Annotated in this window: 17 protein-coding genes and 1 tRNA gene; 14 read left to right on the top strand and 4 right to left on the bottom strand. The window is 71.6% G+C overall.

Annotation, left to right across the window (positions count from 1 at the left end; genetic code table 11):
- Positions 1-18: 18 nt before the first annotated feature.
- Positions 19-480, top strand: coding sequence for a hypothetical protein (locus tag ACSUPV_RS19150; RefSeq protein WP_436947897.1), 462 nt, complete (start codon positions 19-21; stop codon positions 478-480).
- Between the two features lie 452 nt (positions 481-932).
- Here the strand turns inward: ACSUPV_RS19150 and ACSUPV_RS19145 are convergent, their stop codons facing one another.
- The 3 genes from ACSUPV_RS19145 to ACSUPV_RS19135 all read right to left on the bottom strand — a co-directional run bounded on the left by ACSUPV_RS19145 (position 933) and on the right by ACSUPV_RS19135 (position 3,489).
- Positions 933-1,550, bottom strand: coding sequence for a TIGR04282 family arsenosugar biosynthesis glycosyltransferase (locus ACSUPV_RS19145; RefSeq protein WP_031120320.1), 618 nt, complete (start codon positions 1,548-1,550; stop codon positions 933-935).
- 5 nt (positions 1,551-1,555) lie between these two features.
- Positions 1,556-2,266 (bottom strand): glycosyltransferase family 2 protein, encoded by a 711-nt coding sequence (locus tag ACSUPV_RS19140; protein WP_436947896.1) that lies wholly within the window; start codon positions 2,264-2,266, stop codon positions 1,556-1,558.
- A gap of 221 nt (positions 2,267-2,487) precedes the next feature.
- Positions 2,488-3,489, bottom strand: coding sequence for an NAD-dependent epimerase/dehydratase family protein (locus ACSUPV_RS19135; protein ID WP_382613549.1), 1,002 nt, complete (start codon positions 3,487-3,489; stop codon positions 2,488-2,490).
- 125 nt (positions 3,490-3,614) lie between these two features.
- On the opposite strand from ACSUPV_RS19135, the gene ACSUPV_RS19130 reads away from it, so the two are divergent.
- The 6 genes from ACSUPV_RS19130 to ACSUPV_RS19105 all read left to right on the top strand — a co-directional run bounded on the left by ACSUPV_RS19130 (position 3,615) and on the right by ACSUPV_RS19105 (position 14,048).
- Positions 3,615-4,358 carry a flavodoxin family protein gene (locus tag ACSUPV_RS19130; protein WP_031120322.1) on the top strand — a complete coding sequence of 248 codons (744 nt, stop codon included), beginning with the start codon at positions 3,615-3,617 and terminating at the stop codon, positions 4,356-4,358.
- 81 nt (positions 4,359-4,439) lie between these two features.
- Positions 4,440-4,877 carry an NfeD family protein gene (locus ACSUPV_RS19125; protein ID WP_031120323.1) on the top strand — a complete coding sequence of 146 codons (438 nt, stop codon included), beginning with the start codon at positions 4,440-4,442 and terminating at the stop codon, positions 4,875-4,877.
- Between the two features lie 29 nt (positions 4,878-4,906).
- Positions 4,907-5,998: an SPFH domain-containing protein gene (locus ACSUPV_RS19120; protein ID WP_359785580.1), complete on the top strand. Its 1,092-nt coding sequence runs from the start codon at positions 4,907-4,909 to the stop codon at positions 5,996-5,998.
- Positions 5,999-6,552: 554 nt separating this feature from the next.
- Positions 6,553-6,969: a hypothetical protein gene (locus tag ACSUPV_RS19115; RefSeq protein ID WP_051648820.1), complete on the top strand. Its 417-nt coding sequence runs from the start codon at positions 6,553-6,555 to the stop codon at positions 6,967-6,969.
- 73 nt (positions 6,970-7,042) lie between these two features.
- Positions 7,043-9,079 (top strand): hypothetical protein, encoded by a 2,037-nt coding sequence (locus tag ACSUPV_RS19110; protein WP_031116809.1) that lies wholly within the window; start codon positions 7,043-7,045, stop codon positions 9,077-9,079.
- 82 nt (positions 9,080-9,161) lie between these two features.
- Entirely contained in the window at positions 9,162-14,048 is a 4,887-nt protein-coding gene (locus tag ACSUPV_RS19105) for a DNA repair ATPase (RefSeq protein WP_436947895.1), read from the top strand.
- A gap of 14 nt (positions 14,049-14,062) precedes the next feature.
- Here the strand turns inward: ACSUPV_RS19105 and ACSUPV_RS19100 are convergent, their stop codons facing one another.
- On the bottom strand, positions 14,063-14,908 hold the full coding sequence (locus tag ACSUPV_RS19100; RefSeq protein ID WP_436947894.1) for a DUF4394 domain-containing protein: 846 nt from the start codon (positions 14,906-14,908) through the stop codon (positions 14,063-14,065).
- Positions 14,909-15,273: 365 nt separating this feature from the next.
- Between ACSUPV_RS19100 and ACSUPV_RS19095 the strand changes: the two genes are divergently transcribed.
- From ACSUPV_RS19095 to ACSUPV_RS19065, 7 genes are all read left to right on the top strand, one after another.
- Positions 15,274-16,551 (top strand): PucR family transcriptional regulator, encoded by a 1,278-nt coding sequence (locus ACSUPV_RS19095; RefSeq protein ID WP_436947893.1) that lies wholly within the window; start codon positions 15,274-15,276, stop codon positions 16,549-16,551.
- Positions 16,552-16,666: 115 nt separating this feature from the next.
- Positions 16,667-16,748 (top strand) — tRNA-OTHER (locus tag ACSUPV_RS19090).
- Positions 16,749-16,817: 69 nt separating this feature from the next.
- Complete coding sequence (locus ACSUPV_RS19085) at positions 16,818-17,495, top strand: iron-containing redox enzyme family protein (protein ID WP_031116805.1); 678 nt, start codon at positions 16,818-16,820, stop codon at positions 17,493-17,495.
- A gap of 24 nt (positions 17,496-17,519) precedes the next feature.
- On the top strand, positions 17,520-18,848 hold the full coding sequence (locus ACSUPV_RS19080) for a hypothetical protein (RefSeq protein WP_436947892.1): 1,329 nt from the start codon (positions 17,520-17,522) through the stop codon (positions 18,846-18,848).
- Positions 18,845-19,222 (top strand): Rieske (2Fe-2S) protein, encoded by a 378-nt coding sequence (locus tag ACSUPV_RS19075; RefSeq protein WP_436947891.1) that lies wholly within the window; start codon positions 18,845-18,847, stop codon positions 19,220-19,222. The genes ACSUPV_RS19080 and ACSUPV_RS19075 overlap by 4 nt, the downstream gene beginning before the upstream one ends.
- Positions 19,219-19,482: a 4Fe-4S dicluster domain-containing protein gene (locus ACSUPV_RS19070; RefSeq protein WP_031116802.1), complete on the top strand. Its 264-nt coding sequence runs from the start codon at positions 19,219-19,221 to the stop codon at positions 19,480-19,482. The genes ACSUPV_RS19075 and ACSUPV_RS19070 overlap by 4 nt, the downstream gene beginning before the upstream one ends.
- Entirely contained in the window at positions 19,466-21,988 is a 2,523-nt protein-coding gene (locus ACSUPV_RS19065) for a hypothetical protein (RefSeq protein WP_031116801.1), read from the top strand. Before ACSUPV_RS19070 ends, ACSUPV_RS19065 begins: the two co-directional genes overlap by 17 nt.
- Positions 21,989-22,001 lie beyond the last annotated feature (13 nt).

Below are 22,001 nucleotides of genomic sequence, written 5' to 3'. Positions count from 1 at the left end.
CTGCGGCCCGGGAAACCCATGGTGCGACGCGGGGTCCCCGTCGGAAGTCCCTTCCGGCTTCTGCTGCTCTGCGCCTCGTTCGCCCTCACCGGCTACGCGGGCGTCCGCCTCCTCGCCGACGACTGGTTCGCGGTGGCCGTGTGGTTCGTGGGGGCGGCGCTGCTGCACGACCTCGTGCTGCTGCCGCTGTACGCGGTGGCGGACCGGTCCGTCGTCCGGGGGCTGGACGCGACAGGCCACCGGGACCGTGCCCTGTACGTCCGCGTCCCGGCGGCCCTGTCCGGCCTGCTCCTGCTCGTGTGGTTCCCGCTGATCAGCGGGAGGGTGGAGCGGCGCTACCGCCTGGGCACCGGTCTCTCGCCGGACGGTTTCCTCGCCCGCTGGCTGCTGATCACCGCCGTACTCTTCGGCGCAGCGGCGCTGCTGCTGGCGCTGCGGCTGCGCAGGGCGACGAAGCAGCGCCCGCCGGCCACCCACTGACCGGCGGCCCGCCACCCCGCCCGGCGGGCCTGCCGCAGCAGGGCCGGCGTACCGAGCCGCGCCCAGGGGAACGCACCGCCCGGTCCACAGCTGTGGATGACGTCGACGACCTGCACCTCGACGCGCTCGTCGATGTCCACCGGCGCGGTCTCGGCGATCAACAAACCTCCGGGGGAGAGGAGTTCGGCCACCCGGTTCAGCAGGGCGCGCGGATCGCCTCCGATGCCGACGTTGCCGTCCATGAGCAGGACGGTGTCCGCAGCCGACGTCCAGCACGCTGCCCTCGCACCGGTCCAGCACGTCCCGGTCGACGGGGTCGGCGTGCGCGCACCAGCGTTCCACGTCGAGCGGGAGCAGCCAGCCGTCGGCGCGGCGCAGGAACAGCGGGCCACGGCCCGCGCGCAGGGCGGTGGCGTAGGGGTCGGCGGCGGCCCAGGCCGCGGGTGTCGTGGTCATGGGCGCCGCGCCGTCCGGTACCGGGTCAGCCGGGCCGCGAACGTCCCGTGCGGGGCCAGCGCGGCGACGGCGTGGGCGTCGGCGGCCGTGTCGACGTCCCGCAACCGGGGCAGGTCCCGCACCCTCAGGCCTGCGCTGACGAGCCGGTTCCGCTGGACCGCTCCCGTCATGGACGTGGACATGGGGACGCCCCGCAGCAGGGTGGGGTCGGGGCGTGCCAGGCCGAGGGCCCAGTAGCCGCCGTCCTCGGCCGGGCCGAAGTGGGCGTCGCAGTCGGAGAAGTCCACGGTGAGCAGCTCCGGTGTCACCTGCGGGGTGTCCATGCCGATGAGCAGCGCCGGGCCGTCACAGTGCGCGAAGGCGTCCGCCAGCCGCTCGTCCAGCCCGCCCGCGCACTGCCGTACGACGTCGAAGCCGGGCGGCAGCCAGGGGCCGGGCGTGCCGTCGAGGCAGAGGACGTGCCGGGAGGCGGGCGTGGCCGCCACGGCGCGCAGGGTGTCCGCGAGGGCCGCCTCGGCCAGCTCGGCCGCCTCCTTCGGCGTGAACGGCGGCGTGAGCCGGGTCTTGACCCGGCCGGGCCGCGGCTCCTTGGCGATGATCAGGAGCGTGGGCAACCCACTCAACGGACGGTTCCTCCTCGGTCTGCCGGGGCCTCGCTCAACACGCGGCTCATGTCCCGTACGGCCTGCCAGGTCCCCCGCCATGTGCCCGTCACCTTCGAGGTTCCGGTGCGCGGCAGGTAGGGCACGTCGTGCTCGGCGATCCGCCAGCCGGCGTCGGCCGCGTGGACGACCATCTGCAGCGGGTAGCCGCTGCGCCGGTCGGTGAGGCCGAGGGCGAGCAGCGGCTCGCGGCGGGCGGCGCGCAGGGGACCGAGGTCGTGCAGCCGCAGTCCGGTGCGGCGGCGCAGCATCCGCGCGAGCGCGAGGTTGCCGGCCCGGGCGTGCGCGGGCCATGCGCCGCGGCCTCGCGGTCGCCGTCGCCCGAGCACCAGGTCGGCCTCGCCGCCGCGCACTTCGCGGACGAAGGGGACGAGGAGCGACGGGTCGAGGGAGGCGTCGCAGTCGCAGAAGCACACCACGTCGGCGGTGGCGGCGGTCAGCCCGGCGTGGCAGGCAGCGCCGAAGCCCCGGCGCGGCTCGTGCACGACGGTCGCGCCGTACGCACGGGCCACCCGGTCGGAGCCGTCGGTGGAACCGTTGTCGACGACGAGTGCGCGCCAGCCCGGCGGGATCCGTTCGAGCACCCAGGGCAGGGCCTCGGCCTCGTTCAGGCAGGGCAGCACCACGTCGACGTCCGAATCCGCAGATGTCGTCGTCACGGGTCTCACCCTACGAACGGGAATCGGGCATACCGGACTGACGCTCCTTACGAAACAGGGACGTCGGGGGCGGTGGCGCCGGCGGTGCTCAGCATGGCGCCGACGGGCGCTCGGCGCCGGGCAGGGGAGGCACACCAGGGCCGGGCCACCGTGCGCACCATTCCCGGCGGTCGCCGCTTCGAGGTGGTGCTGCCCGCCGCCGCTTCCTGATGCGGGCAGCACCACCGGTCCTATGCGTCCCGCATTCCGGCCCGCGCGAACTCCGCCACGCCCTCCTCGAAGCCGACCTCCGGCTTCCAGCCCAGCGCCTCCCGCAGCCGGGACGAGTCCGCGGTGATGTGCCGTACGTCTCCGAGCCGGTACTCGCCGGTGACCACCGGCTCGGGCCCGCCGGACGCGGCGGCCAGCGCCCGCGCCATGTCGCCGACGGTGTGCGGGTCACCGCTGCCGGTGTTGTACGCCGTGAGTGCCCCCGAGGGCGACGGGGCCTCCAGGGCGGAGACGTTGGCCGCCGCCACGTCCCGGACGTGCACGAAGTCCCGCCGCTGCCGCCCGTCCTCGAACACCCGCGGGGCCTCGCCCCGGGCGAGCGCCGAGCGGAAGAAGGAGGCGACACCGGCGTACGGGGTGTCGCGGGGCATGCCGGGCCCGTACACGTTGTGGTAGCGCAGCGTCACGGCCGACCCACCCGTGCAGCGGGCCCAGGCGGCGGCCAGGTGCTCCTGGGCGAGTTTGGTCGTCGCGTACACGTTCCGGGGGTCGGCCGGGGCGTCCTCGTCGACCAGCCCGGGGGCGAGGTCCTCCCCGCACACCGGACACGGCGGCTCGAACCGTCCCGCGTCGAGGTCGGAGACGGCCCGCGGCCCGGGTCGTACGCCCCCGTGCCGCGGGCAGTCGTACCGCCCTTCCCCGTAGACGACCATCGACCCGGCCAGCACCAGGCGCCGCACCCCCGCCTCCGCCATGGCGGCGAGCAGGACGGCGGTCCCGAGGTCGTTGTGCGAGACGTACTCCGCCGCATCGAGGACCCCGTTGCCGAGCCCGACCATCGCGGCCTGGTGACACACGGCGTCCACACCGGCGAGCGCGCGGGCGACCGCCGCCGGGTCCCGCACGTCGGCGCCGGGATCCTCCCGTACGTCGAAGACGACCGCCTCGTGCCCGCGCGCCGTCAGCGCCTCCACCACATGAGAGCCGATGAACCCGGCACCGCCGGTGACCAGTACCCGCATGGGGGCCACGCTAGGCACGCCCAGGCACCGCACCACGGGAGCGCGCCCGTACGTCATGACTCCGTAAGGCGTGAGGGTGTGCGTCGGACCGGGACAAACCGGAATCCGCGCGAGATGCTGCCCCCGTGACAGCCGCACCCTCCACCGACGCCGCCACCGACGCCGCGTACCGCTTCGACGACCTGACCGCCCTCTACATCAACTGCACCCTCAAACCGTCCCCGCAGCTCAGCCACACCCAGGGCCTGATCGACAAGAGTGCGGCGATCATGATGTCGTGCGGGGTCACCACGTCCGAGATCCGTGCCGTCGACCACGACATCGCACCCGGCGTCTACCCGGACATGACCGAACACGGCTTCGCCACCGACGAGTGGCCCGCGCTGTACGAGCGGGTGATGGCCGCGGACATCCTGGTCATCGCCGGGCCGATCTGGCTCGGCGACAACGGCTCCGTGACGAAGAAGGTGATCGAGCGCCTCTACGCCTGTTCCAGCCTTCTCAACACACAGGGGCAGTACGCCTACTACGGCCGCGTCGGCGGCTGTCTGATCACCGGCAACGAGGACGGCGTGAAGCACTGCGCGATGAACGTCCTTTACAGCCTCCAGCACCTCGGCTACACGATCCCGCCGCAGGCCGACGCCGGCTGGATCGGCGCGGTCGGCCCCGGCCCGTCGTACCTCGACCCGGACTCGGGCGGCCCGGAGAACGACTTCACCAACCGCAACACCAGCTTCATGACCTGGAACCTGATGCACCTCGCGGCCCTGCTGAAGCGCGCCGGAGGCATCCCCGCCCACGGCAACCAGCGCTCGCAGTGGGACGCAGGCTGCCGCCCGGGTGCGGACAATCCCGAGCACCGCTGACGGGGGCGGGCGGAGGCCGGTAGGCGGCGGCCGGTCCGGTCGGTACCTTGGTGGAGAAGGCCCCGGAAGGAGGGCGATCCCATGCCGTGGTTCGTATGGCTGCTCGCCGCCGGGGCACTGGGCGTCGCGGAGTTCTTCACCCTGACCCTCGTCTTCGGCCTGCTGGCGGGCGCCGCGCTGGTCGCCGCCGTGGTGGCCGGTGTGGGCGTCGGCCTCCTCGGCCAGCTCCTGGCCCTCGGGGCGGCAGCGGCGGTGGGCCTTGTCGTCGTCCGTCCGGTGGCGCTGCGGCAGATGGCGCAGCAGCCCCTCGTACGCGAGGGCAGTGACGCGCTGATCGGCAAGCGGGCCGAGGTCGTGCAGGAGGTCACCGCGACCCGTGGCCTGATCAAGCTCTCCGGGGAGGAGTGGTCCGCGCGCGCCCTCGACGAGAGCCATGTGATCCCGGTGGGGGCGCTGGTGGACGTCATGGAGATCGAAGGGGCCACGGCGATCGTCTACCCCCGCGAGCTCCTTCCGTGAACGGCTGAACACACAGCAGTGGAGGCACTGTGGATCCAGTTGTCATCCCCATTCTCGTGGCGGCCCTCGTCGTCGTCTTCCTCGTGGCCTCCACCGTGCGGATCGTGCCGCAGGCGCGCCGCTACAACGTCGAGCGGTTCGGCCGGTACCGCCGGACGCTGCAGCCCGGACTGAACCTGGTCGTGCCGGTGGCCGACCGCATCAACACCAAGCTCGACGTGCGCGAGCAGGTCTACTCGTCCGATCCCAGGCCGGTGATCACCGAGGACAACCTCGTGGTGAACATCGACACCGTGCTCTACTACCAGATCACCGACCCACGGGCGGCGGCCTACGAGGTCGCCGACTACCTGCAGGCGATCGACCAGCTCACCGTGACCACGCTGCGGAACGTCATCGGCAGCATGGACCTGGAGGAGACGCTCACCTCGCGCGAGGAGATCAACTCCCGGCTGCGCGCGGTCCTCGACGACGCCACCGGCAAGTGGGGCATCCGGGTCAACCGCGTCGAGATCAAGGCCATCGATCCACCGGCCACCATCAAGGAGGCGATGGAGAAGCAGATGCGGGCCGAGCGGGACAAGCGCGCGGCCATCCTGCACGCCGAGGGGGAGCGGCAGGCCAAGATCCTCACCGCGGAAGGCACGAAGCAGAAGGACATCCTGGAGGCGCAGGGCACGCAGCAGGCCATGATCCTTCGGGCGGACGGCGAGGCCAAGGCGGTGGAGCTCGTCTTCCAGGCCGTCCACCGCAACAACGCCGACCCGAAGATCCTGGCCTACAAGTACCTGGAGACGCTGCCGCACCTGGCGAGCAGTGACAACAACACCTTCTGGGTGATCCCGGGAGAGCTGACCGAGGCGGTGCGGACCGTCACCCGCGCGTTCGGTGACCAGCCGGCGGCGCGACCCGAGGAAGCGGCCGGCGCCGGTGCCGGCCCGTCGTCGGACGAGGGCGGCACTCCGGAGCTGGATGCGGGCTGGACGGTATCGTCCGCCGCCGCCGCGGCCGCTGACGAGGCCGGGAAACAGGCCGCCGCCGCCGTGAGCGACGCCAAGGCGGAGGCGGAGGCCGCCAGGTCGCCCCAGACGCCGCGCCGGGGGCAGACGTCCGGCGGTTGAGTCCACCCGCGGTCACCATCGGCGCCGCCTGCCGCGTCACGGTGGCGGTCAGGTCATGCTCCGCCCGCTTCGGTGCGCTGGTGGACGTCGGGGATGGTGTCGGCGTCCCCGGTGGGCGAGGCGATCAGGACGGCGGGCCACTGCCTGTCGTTCGGGCCAGGAGAGCAGACCGAGGAACGGGGTGCGGGGCGGGGTGGCGGCCAAGGCGGCGATCCTCCGGGGGTCGGCGAAATGGGCACACGGCCCTACGGACGCTGACCAGACTTCCCAGGCTGCTCCGGAATCTCCAACTCCGCCATGCCGCCCCCGAGTTCTTGACGCGCCGCTGACGGTTTCTTGGCGGCGGACCGGCATGCAGACCCTAGACAACACTGCCGGGAACCGGCAATGCGCGGGCGTGCGCCGCCGGTGCAGGATGGGTCGCGGGGAGCACTACGGGGGATCTGGATGCCGGACACCGGCAGGTGTCCGGCATCGGAAACCCTGAGTGAGCGACGCGCCGCCGAACACGGTGGACGGGCGATGTGGACGGGACGGGACGGGAGGGGGAGGGCATGCGGACGTTGGTTTCGGCGGCCACCGGCCCGCCCACGATCCTCCTGACCACCGCCCTTGTCGTGGTGCTGTGCTTCTGGCTCCTCGTCGCCGCCGGCTTCACCTCGGCCGGCAGTTTCGACGCGGACGTGAACCTCCGTGCCTGGGGCATGGGCGGCGTGCCCGTGTCGGTGGCCGTGTCCACGCTGACGGCCGTGGCCTGGTTCCTCAGTGTCGGGGGCGTCCTCCTGCTGGCCGCGTGCGCGCCGCCCTCTCCCGCCACCGGGCTGCTGCGCATGGCCCTGCCCGTCGCGGCCCTGCCGGTCGCATGGCGGCTGACCCGCCTGTTCGTACGTCCCCTGCACCGGCTCTTCCCCGACGAACCCGGCTCGCCCGAACGTGGCGAGGTCCGGGACCACGTGGGTCACGCCGCCTGAGAGCAGTGCCCCGCCGGCCCTCGCCGCCGGCGCCCTCACGCTTCGCTTCCTTCACGCCTCAAGGACGTTTGCCATGAATGTCATCCTCCTGGGCGTCGGCGTCCTCGTCGCCGTCACCCTGCTCGCCGTACTGGTCGTCTCCCGGTTGTTCCGCAAGGTGGAACAGGGCAAGGCGCTGATCGTCTCCAAGCTGCGGAAGGTCGACGTGACCTTCACCGGGCAGGTCGTGCTGCCCGTGCTGCACAAGGCCGAGGTGATGGACATCTCGGTGAAGGCCATCGAGATCACCCGGACCGGCAAGGACGGTCTGATCTGCCGGGACAACATCCGCGCCGACATCCGGATCACGTTCTTCGTGAAGGTCAACAAGACCGTCGACGACGTCATCAAGGTCGCGCAGGCCGTCGGCACCGCGCGGGCGAGCGACCGGGACACGCTGCAGGAGCTGTTCCACGCGAAGTTCTCCGAGGCGCTGAAGACCGTCGGCAAGCAACTGGACTTCACCGACCTCTACACCAAGCGCGAGGAGCTGCGGTACCGGATCATCGAGGTCATCGGCGTCGACCTCAACGGCTACCACCTGGAGGACGCGGCGATCGACTACCTGGAGCAGACACCGGTCGCCCAGCTCGACCCGGCCAACGTCCTCGACGCCCAGGGCATCCGCAAGATCACCGAGTTGACGGCCGTGGAGCACGTGCGCACCAACGAGGCGCAGCGCACCGAGGAGAAGGAGATCACCCGGCAGAACGTCGACGCCCGCGAGGCCATCCTCGAACTGGAGCGCCGGCAGGCCGACGCGGAGATCAAGCAGAAGCGCGAGATCGCGACCGTACGGGCCCGGGAGGAGGCCGAGACGGCGCGGGTGGTGGAGGAGGAGCGGCTGCGGGCCCAGGGCGCCTTCCTGGCCACCGAGGAGAAACTCGGTGTGCAGCGCGAGAACCAGGCCCGCGAGGTCGCCGTCGCCGCGAAGAACCGCGAGCGGGTCATCGCCGTCGAGAACGAGCGCATCGAGAAGGACCGGCTCCTCGAAGTCATCGGCCGGGAACGGGAGACGCAGCTGACCCGGATCGCCGCCGAGAAGGAGATCGAGGCGGAGCGGCGGGACATCGCCGAGGTCATCCGCGAGCGCGTCGCCGTGGACCGTACGGTCGCCGAGCAGGAGGAGTCCATCAAGAAGCTGCGGGCCGTGGAGGAGGCGGAACGGCAGCGGCAGGCCGTGATCATCGCCGCCGAAGCCGAGGCGCAGGAGAAGCTGGTCAAGGACATCAAGGCCGCCGAGGCCGCCGAACAGGCCGCCACGCACCGCGCCTCCGAGGAACTGACGCTGGCCGAGGCCCGGTTGAAGACGGCCGACCTCGACGCGCGGGCCAGGCTCCGCCTCGCCGAGGGCATCCAGGCCGAGGCGGCCGCCGAAGGCCTCGCGGCCGTCCAGGTCCGGGACAAGGAAGCCGACGTCATCGAGAAGGCGGGCCGCGCGGAGGCCGTCGCCACCGAGGCCCGGCTGCGGGCCGAGGCGGAGGGCGCCCAGGCCCAGGCCCTGGCGGAGGCCGCGGCCATCGGCGAGAAGCTCAAGGCGGAGGCCGAGGGCCTGACCCAGAAGGCCGCCGCCATGGCCGCCCTGGACGACGCCTCACGCGGCCACGAGGAGTACCGGCTGCGCGTCCAGGCGGACAAGGAGATCCGCCTCGCCGGGCTCGACGTGCAGCGGCAGGTCGCCGAGGCACAGGCGGCGGTGCTCGCCACAGGTCTGGAGAGCGCCGACATCAGCATCGTCGGCGGCGAGTCGGTCTTCTTCGACCGGCTGATGTCCTCGATCGCGCTCGGCAAGGGCGTCGACGGCTTCGTCCAGCACTCCGAGACCGCACAGGCCCTGGCCCGGCCCTGGCTGGACGGCACCTCCAGCTTCACCGACGACCTGGGCCGCGTCCTCGGCTCGGTCTCCACGGCCGACGTGCGGAACCTGACGGTCTCGGCGCTGCTGCTGAAGCTGATGAAGACCGGCGGGGCCGACTCGGGGCAGCTCCAGCAGCTGCTCGACCGCGCCGGCGAACTGGGCCTGGCGGACAAGCCGCTCACCGCCCTGAACGGCAGTGCCGCCCACGCCTGACCCGCCCTGTCGGTTCCGGAGCCGCCGCACAGGGGGCGGCGGCTCCGGACCGGCCCTTGACCGACTTCCTGAGAGGCATGCCATGACGATCGGCCCGGGCGCCGGTACGCACGATCCCGTGGACACCGGCACGTACGAGGTGCTGCGTGACCGCCTCAGCGCGCAGGCCGCCGAACTCGCCCGCCGCGCCGAGGCCCTCAACGCCCGCCGTGGCGAGGAGTTCGGCTCGACGCGGCTCGAACGCGCCGGCACCGGCCGCCTGCGCACCGAACACGCCGCGGTGCCCCGGGACATCGTGGCCGTGGGCGACGTGCTGCTCTCCGGCTGCAACGCGGTCCCGAGCCGCGCGGCCGACACGCGCGTCGGCGATGTCCTGGCCCTGTACGACCGTGAGCTGAACCGGCTGCCCGACGACGCGGTGCCCGGCCTGCTCGACGATCCCGACTTCGTCCGCGAGTTCGGCGCCCTGCACCGCTACTACCGCCAGGCCCGGCTGCTCCGGCTCCGACGCTCCGACGGCAGGCTGCTCGCCGTGTTCCAGACCGGCGAGAAGGCGGACGACACACGGGTGTTGCGCTGGGCCCTGTCCGACGGCGGACGGGCCGCCACGTTCCTCGACGCCCGGGGGGAACGCGACCACGTCCTGCCGCCGTCCCACGACGTCGAATGGCTCGACAGCACCCGCGAGGACCACGTCCCCGGCCGTCACCCGCACGTCTCCATCGGCGGCGAGGTCTTCGTCTCCACGGTCGGCGGCGTCCTCACCGTCAAGACCGACGACGACACGGAGACGGCGGAGGGCGTCCACACCGAGCCCGTCGACGAGCCGCTGCAGTCCCTCGCGGACGCGGACATCGCCCACGCGCGGGTGGGCGCCCTCATCCTGCTGCGTGTCCGCCCCTACAAGGAGGACACCGACCGCCACCTGGTGTTCAACACCCTCACCAGGACCGTCGTCCGCCTCGACGGCATCGGCCGGGCGTGCCGCCGCCTGCCCGAGGACCAGGGGATCGTCTTCCCCGGCGGCCACTGCCTGGCCACCGGCACCCACAAGACCTACGAACTCGACACGGCGGAACCGGATTTCGAGCGCGAGATCCGTTCCCCGAACGGCGAGGACGTGCTCTACGCCTTCCACGCGCGCGCGGAGGGCCGCGGTCTCCTCCTGCCGTACAACACGATCCGCAAGGAGATGGCGAGCCCCCTGCCCTGCAACGGCTGGGCCCTCTTCGACGACGGCGCGCTCGTGATCCTCCGGGCCGACACCGACGAACCGCAGCGCGTCCACCCCGTGCAGCTGTGGAACTCCCCGTACGTCTCGGACACCCACGCCGCCGCCCGGCCGATCGGCGCCGGCCCCCTGGCACGCATCGGCAACGCCGACCTCGTGCGCGGCATCTCCGACTGCCTCTCCATCACCGCAGCCGTCGCCGGGACGACCCCGACCAGCGAGGTGTACGAGGCGCTGCTGGCCGCCTGTGCCCGGGCGGCGGACACCCACCACTGGCTCGGGGAACCCGAACTCGGCGACCTCGGCACCCCGCTGGCGCACCTGCGCGACACGGCACAACAGGTGCTGGCCGAGTTCGCGACCGTCCAGGCACTCACCCGGCACGCCGACGACGCGCTCACCGAAGCCGCCGCGCGGGTCACCGAGGTCGTACGACGGTTGCGGGGCGAGTCCGCGCGCAGCGCGGCCGAGTGGGTGACCGGCCTGACCGAACTGCGCCGGGCGCAAGGTCATCTGCTCACCCTGAAGGACCTGCGGTACGCGGACGCCGCCCGCATCGACGAACTCGCCGCCGCCACAGAGTCCGATCTCGCCGCCTTCGGCCGGCGCGCCGTGGCCCACCTCGCCCGCGAGGACGCCTTCGCCGGCCACCACGCGGACGTCGAACGGCTCGTCGCCGACGCCGAGGCGATCGCCACGGTGGCCGAGGCGGCGCCCGTCGCCGCCCGCATGGACGAACTCGCCGCCGGGCTGCGCACGGTGACGGAGGTCGTCGCCGGTATCGACATCGCCGACGCCACGGTCCGTACCGCGGTCCTGGGGCGCATCGCCGAGGTCCTCGGCGGCGTGAACCGCGCCCGTGCCGTCCTGGACGGCCGCCGCCGTGCACTTCTCGACCAGGAGGGGCGAGCCGAGTTCGCCGCCGAGTTCGCCCTGCTCGGCCAGTCCGTCACCGGCGCGCTCGCCGCCTCGGACAGCCCCGAGGCGTGCGACGAGCAGCTCGCCCGCCTGCTCGTCCAGGTGGAGACGCTGGAGTCCCGGTTCGCCGAGTCCGAGGACTTCCTCGCCACTCTCGCCGACAGGCGTGACGAGCTGCATGAGGCGTTCTCCGCCCGCAAGCAGACCCTCGCCGACGCCCGCGCCCGGCGCGCCGAACGCCTGGCCGAGTCGGCGACCCGCGTCCTGCGGACCGTCGCCCGCCGGGCCGCGGCCCAGCCGGACGCGGACGCCGTCGCCACGTTCTTCACCTCCGACCCGCTGCCCGCCAAGGTCCGTCGCATCGCCGGCGAACTGCGCGACCTCGGCGACCAGGTGAGGGCCGAGGAGCTGGACGGTCGCCTCAAGGCCGCCCGGCAGGAAGCGCTCCGCGCCCTGCGCGACCGCACCGACCTCTACACCGACGACGGCCGCACGATCCGACTCGGCACCCACCGCTTCGCCGTCAACACCCAGCCGCTCGACCTCACCCTCGTCCCGCACGGCGACACCCTCGCCTTCGCCCTGACCGGCACCGACTACCGCTCCCCGGTCACCGGCCCGGACTTCACCGCCACCCGCCCGTACTGGGACCGCCCCCTTCCCTCGGAGTCGCCCGAGGTCTACCGCGCCGAGCACCTCGCCGCCCGCCTGCTGGACGAGCACGGGCGCGAGGCCCTGGCGGAAGCCGACCTGTCCGCTCTCGTGCGGCAGGCCGCGGAGTCGTCGTACGACGAGGGCTACGAGCGCGGCGTGCACGACCACGACGCGACAGCGATCCTCACCGCGCTCCTGCGCCTGCACGAGGGCGCCGGTCCGCTGCGCCACGAACCGGCCGCACGCGCGGCCGCCCAGCTGTTCTGGGCGCACGGCACGACGGCCGAGGAGCGGCAGAGCTGGACCCGGCGCGCGGTGTCCCTCGCCCGGGCCCGGGACACCTTCGGCCCGGCGCCCGCCATCGCCGAGCTGCGACGGGAGCTGGCGGACGTCGCGGGCGGAGAAGCGGCGGCCGCGTACCTCTTCGAGGAACTGACCAGCGGCCCGCCCGGCTTCGTCATCAGCGCCGGCACCCGCACCCTCCTCGACAAGTTCCGCCGCACCGTGGGCACATCGGCCTACGACGACGACCTCACCGCCCTCACCGACACCGCCGCCCGCGAGCAACTGGTCGAGGCATGGCTGACGGCGTACACCACCGCCACCGGCACCGACCTCACCCCCGGCGACCTGGCCGAGGCGGTGGCCGCCGAACTCTGCCCCGGCCTGACCCGCTACGAGTCCGACGCGCCGCTCACCGAAACCGTCACGGGCCTGCTCGGCAGCCACCCCCGCATCACCGGCCGCGCCCTCGTGGTCCGCATCGACGAACTCCTGGCCCGCACACGCCGTTTCCGCACTCACGACGCACCCGCCCACCGGGCCTACCAGCGCCGCCGCACCGCCCTCGTGAACGCCGAACGCACCCGCCTCCGCCTGGACGACCACCGGCCCCGCGTGATGTCCGCGTTCGTCCGCAGCAAGCTCATCGACGACGTCTACCTCCCCCTCATCGGCGACAGCCTCGCCAAGCAACTCGGCACCACGGGCGAGGCCAAACGCACGGACACCGGCGGCCTGCTCCTGCTCATCTCCCCGCCCGGCTACGGCAAGACGACCCTCATGGAGTACGTCGCGGACCGGCTCGGAATGATCCTGGTGAGGGTCGACGGCCCGGCACTCGGTCCCGCCGTCACGTCGCTCGACCCGGCCGAGGCCCCGAACGCCACCGCCCGCCAGGAGGTCGAGAAGATCAACTTCGCGTTGGCGGCGGGCAACAACACCCTCCTCCACCTGGACGACATCCAGCACACCTCGCCCGAACTGCTCCAGAAGTTCATCCCCCTCTGCGACGCCACGCGCCGCATCGAGGGCGTGTGGGACGGCGCACCGCGCACCTACGACCTGCGCGGCAAACGCTTCGCCGTCTCCATGGCCGGCAATCCCTACACCGAGTCCGGCAGCCGCTTCCAGGTGCCCGACATGCTCGCCAACCGCGCCGACGTGTGGAACCTCGGTGACGTCCTGACCGGCAAGGACGACCACTTCGCGCTCAGCTTCATCGAGAACGCCCTCACCGCCAACCAGGCCCTCGCCCCGCTCGCCGGCCGCGATCGTGCCGACCTCGACCTGCTGATCCGCCTCGCCCAGGACGACCCGACGGCTCGCGCCGACCGCCTGACCCATCCCTACGCCCCCGCGGAGCTGGAACGGATCCTGGCCGTGCTCCGTCATCTGCTCACCGCTCGGGACACGGTCCTGGCCGTGAACGCGGCGTACATCGCCTCGGCGGCCCAGTCGGACACGACCCGCACGGAACCGCCGTTCCGGCTCCAGGGCTCCTACCGCACCATGAACAGGATCGCCCAGCGCGTCCAGCCCGTCATGAACGACGCCGAACTGGCCGCGCTGATCGAGGACCACTACCGGGCCGAGGCCCAGACCCTCACCACCGGAGCCGAGGCCAACCTGCTGAAGCTCGCCGAGCTGCGCGGCACCCTCACCCCCGAGCAGACCGCCCGCTGGACCGAGGTGAAGGCGGCCCACGTCCGAGCCCGGACACTCGGCGGCCCCGAGGACGACCCACTCGCCCGAGCCGTCGGGGCCCTCGGCCTCCTGGCCGACCGGATCGCAGCCGTCGAGTCGGCGATCAACAGGGTCGGCGACCCGCGACATCCTCCGGGCTCGCCGCGGCCCGGGAGCAGCCGGGCCGCGGCGAGGACGTGACCTGCGGGAGGGGCTCAGCTGCCGGTCAGGGAGATGGCCAGGTCCGTGATGTTCAGGGGGAACTTGGACGTGACGGCGTCGGAGACGAGCGTGGCCTCGCCGGTGAAGAGGTTGACGCTGTAGAGGGAGGGCCTGTTGGCGCCGGAGGCGGTGAGAGCGGCGAAGGCGTCGTTGCCGACCGTCTTGCCGCCCGACAGGGTGCTGAAGATGTCCACGCCCGCGTTGATCTGCGCGTCGATGCCGAGGCCGCCGGTCGGCGCCAGCGTGCCGTTGTTGGCCGGGGACTGGATGACGACCTGGTCGGCGGTCGTGTTGATGTCGAACAGCGTGGTCGCGGTGGCCCCGTTGAGGTCGTTGTTCGTGTAGGCGGCGGCGGAGACGCCCTTGGTCGTGCCCTCGATCGGCGGGGTGGTGAGGTTCAGGTCCTGGATCGTCGTGTGGTCGTTGAGGTTGTGCCGCAGGTTCTGGCCGTTGTCGCTGATCACGCGCAGCCGGTCGGCGGCCGGGTTGAAGTCGACGCCGAAGTTCGTGCCGTGCAGCGCGTACTGGAGCTGGGACACCTTCGTGATCACGACGTCCTGAGTGCCCGTCGGGATCTTGATCGTGTAGATGCCGCCCTTGTTGCCGACGCCGTACAACAGGCCGTCCTGCACGCGGAAGTCGATGCCGATCAGAGCCGTGTCGCCCGTGAGCCCGATGACGTCCCTGACCCAGTTGAGCACGTTCGGCCGGTCGGTGGTGAACGTGGCCATCTGGGTGCCGTCACCCGTGATCCCGAACGCGCGCAGGCTGGGAGTGGCGGCGGGAGCGGCCGAGCCACTGCCCGGTGCGCTGAGCATGAGCGCCGTCGACGTGGCCATGACCGCCACCGCCGCCGCGATTCTCTTTCTCGTTCCTGCTTTCATCGGTGTTTCCCTCCCGTTTGAACAGGCACCATCGAGTGGCGCGCGGATGAGAGATTCCCGTACCGATTCCCGCGCTGATCCGGAGCAGTGGCCGGAATGAATGCTGTCGTGTTCCCCCACGGGCTGGTACGCGGTTCCCATTAAGGCCAGTTCACAGCGCCTCCACAAGTGGAGCAGGCGATGGGAATGCCCCGATCCAGGGATTTTGCGCACTGTGACAAAGCGCCCCAGACGCGGTTGTCTCTGATGTGCGCAGAGTGATAAGTGCCGTCCGGATTTCCCCTGTCGGCCGCTTCGACCGGAATGGCATGCTCGCGCCCATGGGCAGCTTCTTCGCCGAGTTGGCCCGGCAGGCTCCGGCCAACGCGCGCCGGGAGGTCGAGGCGTACGCGCGCGAGATCCCGGAGTTCGGGTTCCTGGACACGAACTCCCGGGCGCGCGCCGAGACGCTGGAGTACGCGTTGTGGCTGCGCCGCCGTACGATCGAACTGTCCCCGGACAACAGTGAGTTGAGCGACGACGACCTCGGCTGCATCGCGGCGATCGGCGAGATGCGGGCCGCGGCGGGGATGTCGCTGGACGCGCGGCAGCGGGTCCTGCGCCTGCACACCTCACTCATGCTGCGCGAGATCAACGAGGCGACCGAAGCTCAGCGCGGCGTCGGCGTCGACGAACTCATGCGGATGATGAGCTGGTTCGCCCCGCAGGGAGAACGCGGTATCCGTGCCTACAGCCAGGGATTCGTGACGGCGCTGCGACACCGTCTGCCGTACGTCGAGCAGGCCGCCCTGCTGGCCAGGTCGTTGCTGAACGGAGATCCCATCGCGGCGGAACTCGCTTCGGCCCTGGGCATGGAACTGCCCGAGCGCTGCGCGGTGACGGTGATCCGGGTGCCGGACCGTCCCGCCGGCGATCGCGACCTGGAAAGGGAGATCGAGGCGCTGGTGAAAACCCACCACGCGCCGATGACGTGGTGCCCGGGCAAGGGAAACAGGAGCGGTGAGCTGATCGCCCTGATTCCCCTGCGTTCCGCCACACCCCCGGCGTCTCCGGAACCCGGTACCGCCGGCACCGAACAGCCGCACTCCGTACCCGACCTGGCGTCCGACCTGGCGCCCGACCTGGCACCCGACCTCGTATCGGATCTCGTACGGGACTTCGCCCAGGCTCTCGGTCGCCCCTGCGCCGCCGGCACCGTCACCTCACCGCTGTCCGAGGTCGCCGACGCCCTCGACCTGGCCCGGCGGATCAGCCGGGCGGCACCGCTGCGACGGGCGTCCGCCCGGCCGCGGCCGCACACCGTGTCGGACGTGTTCGTCGAACTCGCCGTCGCCGACGCGCCGTTCGTCGACGCATGGCTCCACGCCGTGGCACGGAGCCTGCGGCCCGGTCCGGACCTCCTGGTCACGCTCGACGCGTACTATCGCCACGACATGCACCGCGGCGCCACGGCGGCAGCCCTCAACGTCCACCCCCGCACCCTGGACTATCGCCTCCGCCGGGTGCGGGAGCTCACGGGCATCGATCCGGGCTCGACACGCGGCGTGCGCGTCTTCAGCTCGGTCGTCACGCGGCGCCTGTCGGACGCGTGGGACTGAGCCGGGCGATCACCCGGAGCCGGGACACGTGCGCGCCCGCGAAGTAGCCGAACGGCTACTCCCCTCGGCCACTGGCAGTGCGCCGGATCCGCGTTAAATTGTTTCCGCAATTCGGGCCGAGGTGGCGGAAAGGAATACGCGCCTGCTTTTGCGGGTGGACCTTCAGGTCTTTGGGGGTTCGAGTCCCTCACTCGGCACTGGCCAGTTACCGGACTCCGGTCTGTGCCGTGCCCTTTTCGATACTGGTTTCCATCCTAGGAGGGCAAGTGACGACGGAATTCACCAGCGACATCATCGTCGGTGAGCTTTCGGACACGGTCGACCGAGAACTGGACAACAGCACTTTCTGGCGGGCGTTCACCCGGGGTGAACTCCCGCTGGAGCACGTGCGCGACGTCTTTCTCCAGTACTACCTGTGGCGCAACACCTTCCACCGCTGGTTCGGCGTGTGCATCGCCAAGAGCCCGGCCTTCGGCAGCGGGCGGCAGACCGAGTACATCCTCCAGGAGCTGAGCGAGCACATCGAGGAAGAGGTCTCCGGCGACCACCACGGCCTGGCCGTCCAGTTCCTCAAGGTCCTGGGCGTGGACAACCCCCGCGACGTTCTCCCGCTGCCGCACACCACGGCGTACGAGAACCACTTCGCGGAGCTCTACATGACGCCCGAGCGCAGCGGTGACGAGGCCCTCGCGGCGCTGGCGGGCCGGGAGCTGGTGGCGCCCAAGCGCAATCGGCTCACCATCGACGCGTTCCAGGAGAAGTACGGCATCACTGAATCCCTGGAGTTCTTCCACCTCCACGAGGAACTGGAGGTGGAGCACTTCCGCGGCCTGTGGGGAGCGGTTGCCACGCAGTCCGAGAAGGACCGCAGGCTCGTCGAGGCGGCCAAGGATCAGATAGTCCGCCACGTGAGGTTCTGGGACGACGTGCACGCGGCCGTCTGAGAGGCCGAGGAAGGGAAGGCTGCCATGTCCGTACCCGTCATCGACTCCTCCGCCTCGCTGTCCGCAGACGATGCCGTCCAGCGCTGGTCCGAACTCGGCACGGAGAAAAGGGAAGAGCTGCTGGAGAAACTCCAGGAGCAGGTAGTCATTCCGCGACCGCTGCAGTTCTTTGTCGGTGAGCTGTCCGTCGACAACGACAAGGCCGTGGAGATCATCGGCGAATGCAGGGGAAAACCGGTCGCGGACTGGACCGACGAGGCTCTGATCCTCATCACCACCCTCTGGCTGTGGCAGGTCGGCAAGGTGGCCGTCAGCGAACTGAACCAGGCCGACCTGAGCTTCAGCCTGCTGGAGGAGTACTTCACCGCCAAGCGCCGCGGCTACCACCGTATCCTCGGCCGCCCGGAGACACCGCCGGCCGAGTCCGAGTCCCTGTTCGACATCGCGGAGTCGCTGGTCGGGCTGCGCAAGGACATCGAGCAGCACCACATCCGCTGCATGCGGATCAACGGGGCCACCTGGGAACGCCGGGAGTGGTTCCTGCCCAAGGCGGACATCAACCCGGACGAGCTCCCGGAGGACCTCCAGGACCACCTCGAGGCACGCACCGGGCACCGGCTGCCCCCCGGTGACGGTCACGTCGCGCGGTTCACCGGCCTGACCGAGCAGGTCATCGAGAGCGGCACCAACCCCGCGGAGATCCTCGTCGCACTCGCGACGTACGCGCTGACCCTGCCGCAGCTGGACGCCGACTACTCGATCATCACCTGCGCGCGGGGCAACAAGCTGGAGACGCCCGAGGACATCGCCATGAGCGACGTCATGTCGTACACGGCGGTGCGTTCGGACTTCGACCCCGCCGCGAAGGGCGTACGGCTGAAGAACGACCAGATCATGAACGCGATCAGCCAGCGCATGCGCTACAACGTCGTCTGCCGGGTGCGCAACTACAGCTCCGACCGCGCCCTGCGCATGCAGGCACAGGCGTTCCAGCACCCCGACATCGCGGTGATGGAGGACGCCCATCACAACGGGCACCGCGCCAACGGCGTGCGCTTCGTGACCCGGGCCCCGCTGGTCTTCGACGTCGATCTGCCGGGCGGCACCCGCAGGCTCAAGGGTCTCGCGGACTTCCGCATCAACCGGGCCACCCACGACGAGGCCCGCCAGTTCACCCCCGCGGAGCTGGCCGTGGTCATCCGGATCAGCTGGTGGATGAAGGTCGTCACGGAGACCACGTGGCGCCACGGCCTGATGTTCGACGAGAAGTACTGCGTGAAGCTGGACACCTACGAGGACAAGGACGGCGGCAAACTCGCACGTCGCCGAGCCATGCTGGGAGAGGGCCGATGACGCATCCCGTGGACTCCGCCGTCGCTCCCTCCGAGCAGGTTCCGTCCGTCACGCTCAAGCTCGACGACATCCCCGAGCGCACACCGCACCCGGTCACCATCGGGCGCCGGGCGCTGCTGCTGTTCCGGTACGGGGACTGGGTGTACGCGACGGCCGCCCGCTGCACCCACCAGGGTGTCGAGCTGGCCGGCGGCGAGCTGTCGGGCTCCCTGTTGCGCTGCCCCTGGCACGGCGTGAAGTTCGACGTCCGCACCGGTGCCCGCGTGAACCAGCCCAACTGCCGCGATCTGCGGACGTTCCGAACCGAGGTCGAGGACGACCAGGTCACCGTCTACGACCAGGCCATCAGCGCGCGGAAGGGGGCACCGTCATGACCTACGTCATCACCCAGCCCTGTGAAGGGGTCAAGGACGGCGCGTGCATCGACGCGTGCCCGGTGGACTGCATCGAGGGCACCCCCGAGACTCCGATGCTCTACATCGACCCGGAGGTGTGCGTGGACTGCGCCGCCTGCACCTCCGTCTGTCCCGTGGACGCGATCTACCCCGAGGACGAGGTGCCGGAGGAGTGGACGTCGTACATCAAGACCAATGCCGACTACTTCGGTCGGAGCGCCGATGACGATGACGAGTGACAACAGCGGCACCGCGGTGCCGGTGCTCACCGAATCGCTGGACGACTACGGGCCGATGGTGGCCCTGGCGATCCGGCGTCCGGACCTCGCCCTGACACCGATCCTGCGGGAGCCGGCGTCGTCGCTGCCGGATCCCGGTCCGACCGTCACCATGCACGAGTTCCTGCGCGACGCCGCCCCGGAGACGGTCGAGCTGTGGCGGCACTTCCAGGTGCTGTGGCACCGCTGGGCGGCCCCGCTGGACTCCTTCCACCCGGTCCGCTGGTATCTGACCGCCGTCACCGACGGCCCGCACCGGGAGGTGCACCGCAGCGTCGACGCGCAGTTGCAGCAACTCGGCAGGGTCCGTGAGGAGCGGCTGGCCGCGATGGCACGGCTGCTCGGCGCGGACACCCCGGACGTGGGCGAGGGAGCCGTCCTCGGCTGGGGCACCCCCGAGTGGTCGCTGCCGGGCATGCTGCTCGCCGCGCGCACCGGACGCCCGTATCTGTGGGAGCCGACCGCCGCCGAGGCCGTCCGGGCAGCCGGGCAGTGGTCCGGTCCGCTCACCCTGTCCTTCCCGCACGACGAGGTGACGGTCGAGCAGATCGCCCAGCTCGCCACCAGCCGGTCCTGGACGGCACGCGGGCGCCTCGCGGACGGCCTCGCCCTCGCCACCCGCCCCGTCGGCTTCCTCACCGCCACCTCCGTCGAGGTCCTCAGTTCGGTGGTGGGCCGTCAGCTGACGCTGGAGCTGCCGCTGGCCGCGACCACCACCTCCGTGTTCACCGGGCTGGACACCGATCCCGAGGTCGGCCCGGACTCCTTCCTGCTCAACCGCGAGCGGTCCGCGGTCGGTTACCTCGAGGCCATGGGCGGCGTCAACGCGCTGTTCCTGTCCGGGCACAGCCGCGAGGACCTGTTCCACCTGGGGCCCGACGCGCTGTGCGGCCGGTCGGCGCAGAACACGCCGTTCGCCCCGGGGAGCCGGCTTCCCGCCTGTGTGCACGACGGCCGCTGCGTCAAGGACGGCGAGGTCCTTCCGGCCCACGCCCTGACCGCACCGGTCGCCTTCTTCAACAGCTGCAACGTGATGCGGCTGGGCGGCGACGGCGCGTTCGACCCCCACTTCACCCTGCCGTTCACCTACCAGGAGGGTTCCGGGGTCGCCGCGGTCGGCAGCCGGCGCACCCGCTTCGGCGACGACAACGTCGAACTCGCCCTGGCGGAACGGCTGCTGCGTACCGGCCGGAGCGTGGGGGAGGTGGTCCGGCTGGTCAACAACGCCATTCCCCTGTGGGGACGCGAGGCCCCCGACTACCTGGTCCTCGGCGACCAGCAGTTCACGCCGTTCGCCGCGGGAGCCGACCGCGCCCAGGTCGCCACCCGCGCGACGGACGGGCAGGCCGTGGAGGTGCTGTTCACCGAGGTGGAGTCCGAACTGCTGGAGCTGCGCCTGCCGAGCCCCGGCCCCGACCCCTCGGTGCGCGTCCTCGACGCCGTCGGCCCGGACGGGCAGCCCTGCGACATCGACCTGCGCACGGCGATCGCGCTGGAGGAGGACGGCAGCGCCCGGCTGTTCGTCTTCTCCTGGCAGACGCTCCGGCTGAACTCGCTCTCCCTGCGCGTCGAACCCGTCCGTCCGCACCAGGACCTGGTCCAGGACCTCGGCCGGGTGCTGACGAACGCGACCGCCTACCGCCGACTCCTGCGCACCTATCTGCCGGGGTTCGACAACACCGAGCAGGAGCTGCGGGCCCGGGCGACCGCCCTGACCCGGCGCCGCGCGGAGAGCCGTACCGCGCCCCGGGCACTGCGGGAGGCGGACGCGGCCGCCGACGATCTGCGGGCGACGGTCGCCCGGCTGGACGAGGCGCTGTGCGACCACCTCCTCGGCCGCATCGGCTCCGGCGCGTTCGTCTGGCTCGAGCAGTTCGAGTCCGTGGACGGCACCTTCCAGGTGACCCGGCACCTGCCGCCCACCGTCTGTCCGTACTGCCGGGCGCGCGTCGTCCTGCGGGAGTACCGGCACGACTACCACCCCCAGGCCGCCCGGGAGTTCGCCCTGTGCAGCACCTGCGGCAACGTGTGGGACGTCGCGGGCGGGATCCACCCCCCGATCGCGCTCGGCGAGGACACCGCCCGGCGCGGCGGCGAGCACGCGCAGGGCGTCCTGATCACCAACAACCAGGACCGTCCGCTGCGCGGCGCGGTCGGGTTGCGCCTGTACCAGTCGGACCAGCACGGGGTGAGCGTCACCCCCGGCGCGCAGGTGGTGGAGGTGCCGCCCCGGTCGAGCCGCGAGTACTGGTTCACGCTGAAACTGCCCGACGGGCTGCCGGCGCACATGGAGTTCCTGCGCGGGTTCTTCGTGTCCAACCTCGATGTCTCCGTCTTCCAGCGGAACCTGTGGATCAAGCCGGCGCAGGACGCCGCCGACCGGCCGCGGCGGACCCCGCCCCCGGTCACCGTCTGGCCGCCGACCGGCACCGTGCTCAGCGAGGTCATGACCAGGCGGCATCCGTGACGTCCGCCGAGCG

The sequence above is a fragment of the Streptomyces sp. SudanB52_2052 genome (genome assembly GCF_964272415.1).
Classification (GTDB): Bacteria; Actinomycetota; Actinomycetes; order Streptomycetales; family Streptomycetaceae; genus Streptomyces; species Streptomyces olindensis.
The sequence above is the reverse complement of the archived record's forward strand: the minus strand, read 5'-3'. Positions and strand labels throughout refer to the sequence as shown.